We start from the raw sequence: 8545 nt of genomic DNA, 5'->3' as shown, positions 1-8545 counted from the left end.
TGGGAAAGCGTGGCGGCCTGGGTGACCCAGGCGCAGGGGGTAACACAATACGGTGTGCAGCGCCAGTATGGCTTGGGGATAGGCTTTGTCGAGCCTGAAACAGGGCAGCAGCACTTTATTGAATTATCACAGCCGGGCATGCCCTTGGCATTGGGGCTTTGGGAAGCGGTGCGAGCTTATATGGAGTACGAGGTTAATACTCGCGAAGAACTCCAAGACCCGCACGGACTGCATCGCCCCGGTGATCCGCCCTACGAAGGCGTGCACACCTTCCACAATGCCCGGCGCCGGTTGCACCGCCGCTACCGCGAGGGCGAAATAGGCCTATTCACGGTCACGATGTGGTACTTGTGGCACATTATCGACCTGTGGACGATACCTTTTTACCTTGCGGAATGGGAGATAAGCGTCATCCAAAAAGCTGGTCAGAAGACGCTACCAGCGAGTCTTGATGATTGGTCGCAACCCTTGCCCGAAGAACGGTGGGCCAAGCCTAGCCCAGAGCTCACGCGCCTCTCAAAAGAGGTCAGACAGCGCCATGCGCAACAGCCAAACCGACCGATCACCGCTATCTTCGCCGAGGTTTATGTAGAGGAAGCACTACTTTCAAACTGAGGTACAGAGTTCTGCGACTGGAACGTTCAGATGGATTTTAGAATCTTTATTCCATAAAGCTATAAGCACTGCTCAATAAAGAACTTCCAGTGTTCTAACGCTATCGTTAGGCTTATAACTATTGTCCATGTCTTCCAAAAGCGCCTGTTTGCTAACAGGCGCTTTTGGTGCTGCTAAAGGTGAATGTATGTCTACTACGACGGTTGCTGCGCCGCAGAGCTATCGCGTGCCGCTTATCGCCACGGCGGCGATTGTGCTGGGCGCATTGCTGGTGGGCGTGGTGTTTGACGCCAATATTGGCCTGCTGATGATTATCGGCGGGCTGTTTGGCATGGTGCTGTATCACGCCGCGTTTGGTTTTACCTCGGCGTGGCGCGTGTTTATTAATGAAAGGCGGGGGCGTGGACTGCGCGCGCAGATGGTGATGCTGGCGATTGCCGTGGTGCTGTTTTTCCCTGCCTTGGGGGCAGGCACTCTGTTTGGTAACGAGGTGTCGGGCTTTGTGGCGCCCATTGGTATTTCCGTGTTGGTAGGGGCGTTCCTGTTCGGGGTGGGTATGCAATTGGGCGGCGGCTGTGCCTCTGGCACGCTTTTTACCGCGGGCGGTGGTAACGCACGTATGTTGATTACCCTGGTGTTCTTTATTGTCGGCTCTGTGATTGGCTCGGCGCATTTTGCTTGGTGGCAGAGCTTGCCGGCCTTTCAACCGGTATCGCTGGTTAACGTTGCCGGGATTAGTGGTGGGATAGCGATTAGTCTCGTGCTGTTTGCTGCTATTGCGGCATTTACTTGGGTGATGGAGAAGCGCCGCCATGGTCAGTTAGAGCAGGCGCCTTTGGTCGATAAGCATGGGTATGAGCGTTGGCTGACGGGGCCTTGGCCGTTAGTGGCTGGCGCGGTGGCGTTGGCGCTGTTGAATTTTGCCACCTTGGCACTGGCAGGTCGCCCATGGGGAATTACCTCTGCGTTTGCGCTGTGGGGTGCTAAAAGCTTTGAACTGGTGGGTGGCGATGTCAGCCAGTGGGGCTATTGGCAGTCTCCAGGCAACGCCGCGGCCCTTGAGGCCAGCGTATGGAGCGATATCACTACGGTGATGAACGTGGGTATTATGCTTGGCGCGCTGGCCGCTGCGAGCTTGGCTGGGCGCTTTGCACCTAACTTCAGAATTCCGTTGAAATCTATTCTAGCCGCGATCATCGGTGGCCTAATGCTCGGCTATGGGGCGCGCTTGGCGTACGGTTGCAACATTGGTGCTTACTTTAGCGGCATTGCCTCTGGCAGCCTGCACGGTTGGGTATGGCTGGTAGCGGCATTTGCGGGCAATATGGTCGGCGTTAAGCTGCGGCCGTTCTTCTTCTCTGGCGCAGAGGGGCGCAAACCCACCGCTAAAACGTGCTAAAGCGATGTGGATAACATAAGTTGATGGCATAGCTAATGGCATCGGTACGGGAATAGTTAAAAGCGTCGTTACGCCTCGGTTTAGTCGCCCTAAATCGAGGCGTTTTTATATCAACATGGTCGCTCTCTTCCACCTTTGTCGCAGGAGCATGTTACATTACGCTTAAACGCCGCGAACGCCCGATGTTGCTGCATTGCAGCAGTGATTGACATAAAAAAGAGAGTGCTTATGACTACCCAGAGTAGACGCCCCCTATACCTTCCTTACGCCGGTCCTTCTTTGCTCGAAATGCCGCTATTGAACAAAGGCAGCGCGTTTACTCAGCAGGAGCGCCTAGCGTTTAATCTTATGGGTTTGCTGCCGCAAAAGGTGGAAACCATTGAGGATCAGTTGGAGCGGGTCTATCGACAGTACCAGCAATGCCACAGCGATCTTGAAAAGCATATCCACCTGCGCGCCATTCAAGATGATAACGAAACGCTCTACTTCCGCTTGGTTTCCCAACATCTTGAAGAGATGCTGCCGATTATCTACACCCCCACGGTCGGTCAGGCGTGTCAGGAATTTTCCAATATTTACCGCAACCACCGCGGTCTGTTTATTAGCTATCCTGACCGCGAACATATGGATGACATCCTGCGCAGCGCCACGAAAGATAACGTCAAAGTGATTGTTGTGACGGATGGCGAGCGCATTCTAGGCCTAGGCGACCAGGGGATCGGGGGCATGGGGATCCCGATTGGTAAACTGGCGCTGTATACCGCCTGTGGTGGCATTAGCCCCGCCTACACGCTGCCGATCATGATTGATGTCGGCACCAATAACAAAGCGTTGCTGGATGACCCCATGTACATGGGCTGGCGCCACGAGCGGGTAGAGCAAGAAGAGTACGATGCTTTTATGGCCGAGTTTATTGCCGCGGTTAAACGGCGTTGGCCGAAGGTGCTGCTGCAGTTTGAGGATTTTGCCCAGGCCAATGCGGTGCCGCTGCTAGAGCGCTATCGCAACGAGCTGTGCTGCTTCAACGACGACGTTCAGGGTACTGCTTCTGTGGTAGTGGGTACGCTAATGGCGGCCTGTCAGGCTCGGGACGAGACCATTGCCCAGCAGCGGGTGGTGTTTGTGGGCGGTGGTTCTGCGGGCTGTGGCATCGCCGAGCAGGTGGTCGTTGCCATGGAAGCCGAAGGTTTGACCGAAAGTGAAGCGCGGTCGCGTATTTATATTGTTGATCGGGATGGTTTGATGACCAGCGATCAAGCGTGGCAGCGCGACTTCCAGCGCCGGTTAGCCCACGACCCTTCGCTAGTGGCGGAGTGGAGTGGCCAAGGCCTGGAAGAGACGATCGCACAGATCAAACCCACGGTATTAATCGGCGTCTGCGGCCAGCGCGGTATCTTTACCGAGCAGGTGGTGCGCACGATGCATGCGGGCTGTGAACACCCAGTGATCATGCCGTTGTCTAACCCTACTTCCCAAGCGGAGGCGGTGCCGGAAGATGTCATCCGCTGGACGGACGGCCAAGCCTTGGTAGCCACCGGTAGCCCCTTTGCGCCGGTCGTTTACAATGGCCGCACTTATCCGATTGCCCAGTGCAACAATGCCTATATCTTCCCAGGTATCGGTTTGGGTGTGATTGCTGCCAGCGCCAACCGGGTTACCGATGAGATGCTAATGAGCGCCTCGCGGGCGCTGGCCCGTGAAGCACCGCTGGTGAAAGAAGGTAAAGGTGCACTGCTGCCACCGCTGTCGCGTATTCGCGATATCAGCAAATCGATTGCATTTGAAGTGGCCGCCCAGGCGCAGCAGAACGGCGTGGCGTTAAAAACCAGTGGCACAACGCTGCGGGAGTTAATCGAAAAAGCGTCTTGGTCACCGGATTACCGTACCTACCGACGCCGCGCTTTTTAAGCGCACAGCTAAAAAAAAGCCCCCACCGAGGTGGGGGCATGCAAGCATTGGTAGGTTTTACCCTTTAGGCTGCGCCGATCATCTTGCGCAGCACGTAGTGAAGGATACCACCGTGGCGGTAGTAAGCCAGCTCGTTTACCGTATCAATTCGGCACTTGGCATCAACGCTACGTTCCCCGTCGCTATTTTTGATCACGACTTTCACCGTTCCACCCGGTGTCAGGTCGCTTAATCCCGCGATAGAAATCTCCTCATCACCGGTTAATCCCAACGTCTGGCGGCTCTCACCTTCGGCAAATTGCAGTGGCACAACGCCCATGCCTATCAGGTTAGAGCGGTGAATACGCTCAAAGGACTCGGCAATCACGGCACGAACGCCGAGCAAGCGGGTACCTTTGGCCGCCCAATCACGTGAGGAGCCGGTGCCGTACTCTTTACCGGCGATCACGACCAGCGGTTTGCCTTCTTCTTTGTACTTCATGGCCGCATCGTAAATGGCCATCTGCTCGCCGCTGGGTACGTGGCGTGTCTCACCGCCGACTACGCCATCGAGCATCTCATTTTTGATCCGCACGTTAGCGAAGGTGCCGCGCATCATGACTTCATGGTTACCCCGGCGTGAGCCGTAGGAATTGAAGTCGACTGGTTTGACACCGTGCTCCTGCAGATAGCGCCCAGCGGGGCTGTCAGGCTTGATGGCACCGGCAGGGGAGATATGGTCGGTGGTCACCGAGTCACCCAGCATGGCGAGTACACGGGCGCTGTGCACGTCTTCGATGGCGTCCGGCTCGCGACCCATGCCTTCAAAGAAGGGCGGGTGCTGAATGTAGGTGGATTCGGGCCATTGATAGACTTTGCTTTCTGACACGTCGATGGCTTTCCAGACGTCGTCACCCTCAAACACTGCGCCGTACTCTTTACGGAACATCGCGGTGTTAACTTTCTCGACGGCACTGGCAATCTCGGCCTGGCTGGGCCAGATATCTTTTAGGTAAACCGGTTCGCCGTCACTGCCTTTGCCAATTGGCTCCTGGGTGAGATCACGCTGAACGTTACCGGCCAAGGCATATGCCACCACCAGGGGTGGTGATGCGAGCCAGTTGGTTTTCACCAGCGGGTGCACGCGGCCTTCAAAGTTACGGTTACCAGAGAGCACCGAGGCCACGGCGAGATCGCCGTTATTGATCGCTTTTTCGATCTCATCAGGCAGCGGGCCGGAGTTACCGATACAGGTGGTGCAGCCGTAGCCGACTAAGTTGAAACCCAGTGCATCCAAGTCGTCATTTAACCCAGCGGCTTCCAAATAATCGGTGACTACTTTGGAACCGGGCGCCAGTGACGTCTTCACCCAGGGCTGAGTCGTTAGGCCTTTTTCACGCGCCTTACGGGCAAGCAAGCCTGCTGCCATCATTACGCTGGGGTTGGAGGTGTTGGTACACGAGGTAATTGCCGCGATCACCACCGCACCGGGGTCAAGGCTGAAATCATGCTCATCAAGCTTGACGGCTTGGCTGGTGTCATGTTCGAAGCTACGTTCGACCCCTACAGCGGTTTGGCCGCCTTCAGAGGAGAGTTTTCCTTTAGCGGTTGTATCCGCTTTGACGTCTTCCTGCAGGAACTTGTCAAAGGCTGCTGCCATGTCTTTCAGCGCCACGCGGTCTTGGGGGCGCTTGGGGCCGGCAAGGCTGGCCTCCACCTCGGTCATGTCCAGTTCCAGAGCGTCGGTGAAGATTGGCTCGTCGCTGGGTTCACGCCACAGCCCTTGGGCTTTGCTATAGGCTTCCACCAGCGCCACTTGCTCATCTTCACGTCCGGTGAGGCGCATGTAGTTCAGCGTTTCGTCATCGACCGGGAAGAAGCCACAGGTAGCACCATACTCGGGCGCCATATTGGCGATAGTGGCACGATCCGCCAGCGGCAAGTCTTTCAAGCCGTCGCCGTAGAACTCAACAAACTTACCGACGACACCTTTTTTACGCAGCATCTCGGTAACGGTGAGTACCAAGTCAGTGGCGGTAATACCTTCGCGTAGCTTGCCGGTTAGCTTAAAGCCAATCACTTCGGGAATGAGCATTGAAACCGGCTGACCGAGCATGGCCGCTTCGGCTTCAATACCGCCCACGCCCCAGCCAAGCACGCCCAAGCCATTGATCATGGTGGTGTGGGAGTCGGTGCCGACGAGGGTATCGGGGTAAGCGAAGGTCTTGCCGTCTTCGTCTTTGACCCACACTGTTCTGCCCAGGTACTCCAGGTTGACCTGGTGGCAGATACCGGTGCCGGGGGGCACAACGCTGAAGTTATCAAACGCCTGCTGGCCCCAGCGCAGAAACTCATAGCGCTCGCGGTTGCGCTGCATTTCAATATCGACGTTTTCTTGGAACGCGGCAGGGTTGCCGAACTTATCGACCATTACCGAGTGGTCGATGACGAGATCGACAGGTGAGAGCGGGTTGATCTTCGCCGGGTCTTCGCCCAGGCTTTCGACCGCGGCGCGCATGGAGGCTAAATCCACCACGCCAGGCACGCCGGTAAAGTCCTGCATTAATACGCGTGCCGGGCGATAGCCGATTTCACGGCTGGATTTGCCCTCGGCCTGCCAGTCGACCAGGGCCTGCATATCTTCTTGATCTACGCTTTCGTCATCGGCGAAGCGTAGCTGGTTTTCGAGTAGAATTTTGAGCGTCTTGGGAAGCCGGTCAATGCTGCCCAGTGCCTCGGCCGCTTGGGGCAGGCTGTAGTAGTGATACGTTTTACTGCCAACCTCTAGGGTGCTTAGCGTATCGGGTATCTTGCTCATGTGTCTCTCCTCTGATTGCTGAGCGCTGCGCTCAGCGTGACGGTCACGATCTTTCTTTTATGGATTTCCCCCAGTATGGCGTTGATTTAGTAATAACACATGGGTCTTTGCACAGGGGCTTTCAAGGTTTCTTCGCCTAATAGCGTAGACGAAACCTTGCAATAGCTTGTACTTGGCGCCATTTCAGGCAGACTCTGTGGCTAATTTTTTATAACGCTATTAGCACAGCTATCGACAAAGCTATCAGTCAGATATTTACAAGGTGGTGTCATGGAAACTCGTCATGAGCGTTTGATTATTCTTGGATCCGGCCCTGCGGGCTATACGGCTGCTGTGTATGCCGCACGGGCAAACCTGAAGCCGCTACTGATTACCGGTATTCAGGCGGGTGGCCAACTGACCACCACAACAGATGTGGATAACTGGCCGGGTGACGCTCAAGGCGTACAGGGGCCGGAATTGATGGAGCGCATGAAACAGCACGCCGAACGTTTCAATACAGAAGTGTTGTTTGATCACATCAATGAGGTTAGCTTAGGCGAAAAACCCTTTACCTTAAAAGGTGACAGCGGCGTTTATACCTGCGATGCGTTAATTGTAGCGACGGGTGCTAGCGCGCGTTACTTGGGGCTGCCTACCGAACAGCAATTTATGGGGCAAGGGGTTTCGGCCTGTGCCACCTGCGACGGCTTTTTCTACCGCAATCAGGAAGTCATTGTGGTGGGTGGCGGTAATACCGCCGTGGAAGAGGCGCTTTATCTTTCTAACATCGCCTCCAAGGTGACCCTTGTACACCGCCGGGACACGCTACGGGCGGAAAAAATTCTCCAAGATAAGCTGTTCGAGAAAGCCGAGGCCGGCAAAATCGCCCTTGAGTGGTTCCAGGAAGTCGAAGAAGTACTCGGCGATAACTCGGGCGTTACGGGTGTGCGGGTTAAATCCACCCGGGATGGCACAAGCAAAGAGATCCATGCGCCTGGGCTGTTTATTGCCATTGGCCATAGCCCCAATACAGGGATCTTTTCAGGCCAGTTGGAAATGAATGGCGGCTACATCAAAGTGCACTCAGGTCTTGAAGGGAATGCAACCGCGACCAGCGTGCCGGGTGTGTTTGCCTGTGGCGATGTGATGGATCACATTTATCGGCAAGCGATTACCTCGGCGGGCAGTGGTTGCATGGCAGCGCTGGATGCCGAGCGCTATCTAGATGGTATTGCCGGGTAAACATTCGCTAACATGAAGCGCCTAGCAATCGATAGGCGCTTCATCAATCCGCAAGCGCCCCAACTGGCTGAGTACTAGCTTCTTACCTTGAGAGCCTTCGGCGCCGCTGCTTGAGCAAATAGCAAAACTGCCGTTGTAACCGCTGGTATAGCCTAACGGGCTGTAACGGATGCGCGACCAGCCCCTGCTGTAGGCCACTTGCGTGCCTTGTTGCGCGGGTACAATGCGCAGAATATCGTCTTCGGTGATGCTATCGGTTTTATCCCCTCGCACAATCATTAGCTCTCTACTCCAGTTATTTGCGCAGGCCTTGCGGTTTTCGGAGGCTGGGCAAAGCGTCAACTGGCGACGTTGGCTAATCGCCGTATTGCGCGTTAATGAAAACGCGCTCTGGAATCGATTGACCTCGCTAATCTGTGCGGTACGCTCCCCCAGTGCTTGAAAATTGGGCAGACCCCAGGCGGCGATGATTCCAACCAAAAGAAGCGTGATCAGTAGCTCAAGGAGCGTAAATCCGCTTTCAGGTGTGGTGTGTGTCTTGATGTGAAAACTGCTCATCGCCTCTCCTCACTTGACCTGGTTATTGCCCGCGTTATGCTCAT

General features: G+C 55.5%; 6 protein-coding genes. 4 read left to right on the top strand and 2 right to left on the bottom strand.

Annotated elements, in window-relative coordinates:
* From KUC_RS14440 to KUC_RS14430, 3 genes are all read left to right on the top strand, one after another.
* Positions 1–615 (top strand): hypothetical protein (locus tag KUC_RS14440; protein WP_338036215.1); only part of this gene is annotated, 615 nt, incomplete at its 5' end.
* A gap of 187 nt (positions 616–802) precedes the next feature.
* Positions 803–2014 (top strand): YeeE/YedE family protein, encoded by a 1212-nt coding sequence (locus KUC_RS14435; RefSeq protein ID WP_040480954.1) that lies wholly within the window; start codon positions 803–805, stop codon positions 2012–2014.
* A gap of 228 nt (positions 2015–2242) precedes the next feature.
* A complete protein-coding gene (locus tag KUC_RS14430) occupies positions 2243–3922 on the top strand; it encodes an NAD-dependent malic enzyme (RefSeq protein ID WP_040480952.1) in 1680 nt (559 codons plus the stop codon).
* 64 nt (positions 3923–3986) lie between these two features.
* Here KUC_RS14430 and acnA read toward each other — a convergent pair whose 3' ends face one another.
* Positions 3987–6719, bottom strand: a complete 2733-nt coding sequence (gene acnA / locus KUC_RS14425) for an aconitate hydratase AcnA (RefSeq protein ID WP_007113953.1) — start codon at positions 6717–6719, stop codon at positions 3987–3989.
* 270 nt (positions 6720–6989) lie between these two features.
* On the opposite strand from acnA, the gene trxB reads away from it, so the two are divergent.
* The gene (gene trxB / locus KUC_RS14420; RefSeq protein WP_007113952.1) at positions 6990–7943 is read left to right on the top strand and encodes a thioredoxin-disulfide reductase; all 954 of its coding nucleotides are present in this window, start codon (positions 6990–6992) and stop codon (positions 7941–7943) included.
* Positions 7944–7964: 21 nt separating this feature from the next.
* Here the strand turns inward: trxB and KUC_RS14415 are convergent, their stop codons facing one another.
* On the bottom strand, positions 7965–8501 hold the full coding sequence (locus KUC_RS14415; protein WP_007113951.1) for a GspH/FimT family pseudopilin: 537 nt from the start codon (positions 8499–8501) through the stop codon (positions 7965–7967).
* Positions 8502–8545 lie beyond the last annotated feature (44 nt).

Source organism: Vreelandella boliviensis LC1 (genome assembly GCF_000236035.1).
GTDB lineage: Bacteria > Pseudomonadota > Gammaproteobacteria > Pseudomonadales > Halomonadaceae > Vreelandella > Vreelandella boliviensis.
This window is presented reverse-complemented; position numbering and strand designations above follow the sequence as displayed.

Bases quoted from the DNA above. Each gene is read 5' to 3' on its own strand.
- KUC_RS14435 (WP_040480954.1), top strand. From the start codon at position 803: ATGTCTACTACGACGGTTGCTGCGCCGCAGAGCTATCGCGTGCCGCTT.
- KUC_RS14430 (WP_040480952.1), top strand. From the start codon at position 2,243: ATGACTACCCAGAGTAGACGCCCCCTATACCTTCCTTACGCCGGTCCT.
- acnA (WP_007113953.1), bottom strand. From the start codon at position 6,719: ATGAGCAAGATACCCGATACGCTAAGCACCCTAGAGGTTGGCAGTAAA.
- trxB (WP_007113952.1), top strand. From the start codon at position 6,990: ATGGAAACTCGTCATGAGCGTTTGATTATTCTTGGATCCGGCCCTGCG.
- KUC_RS14415 (WP_007113951.1), bottom strand. From the start codon at position 8,501: ATGAGCAGTTTTCACATCAAGACACACACCACACCTGAAAGCGGATTT.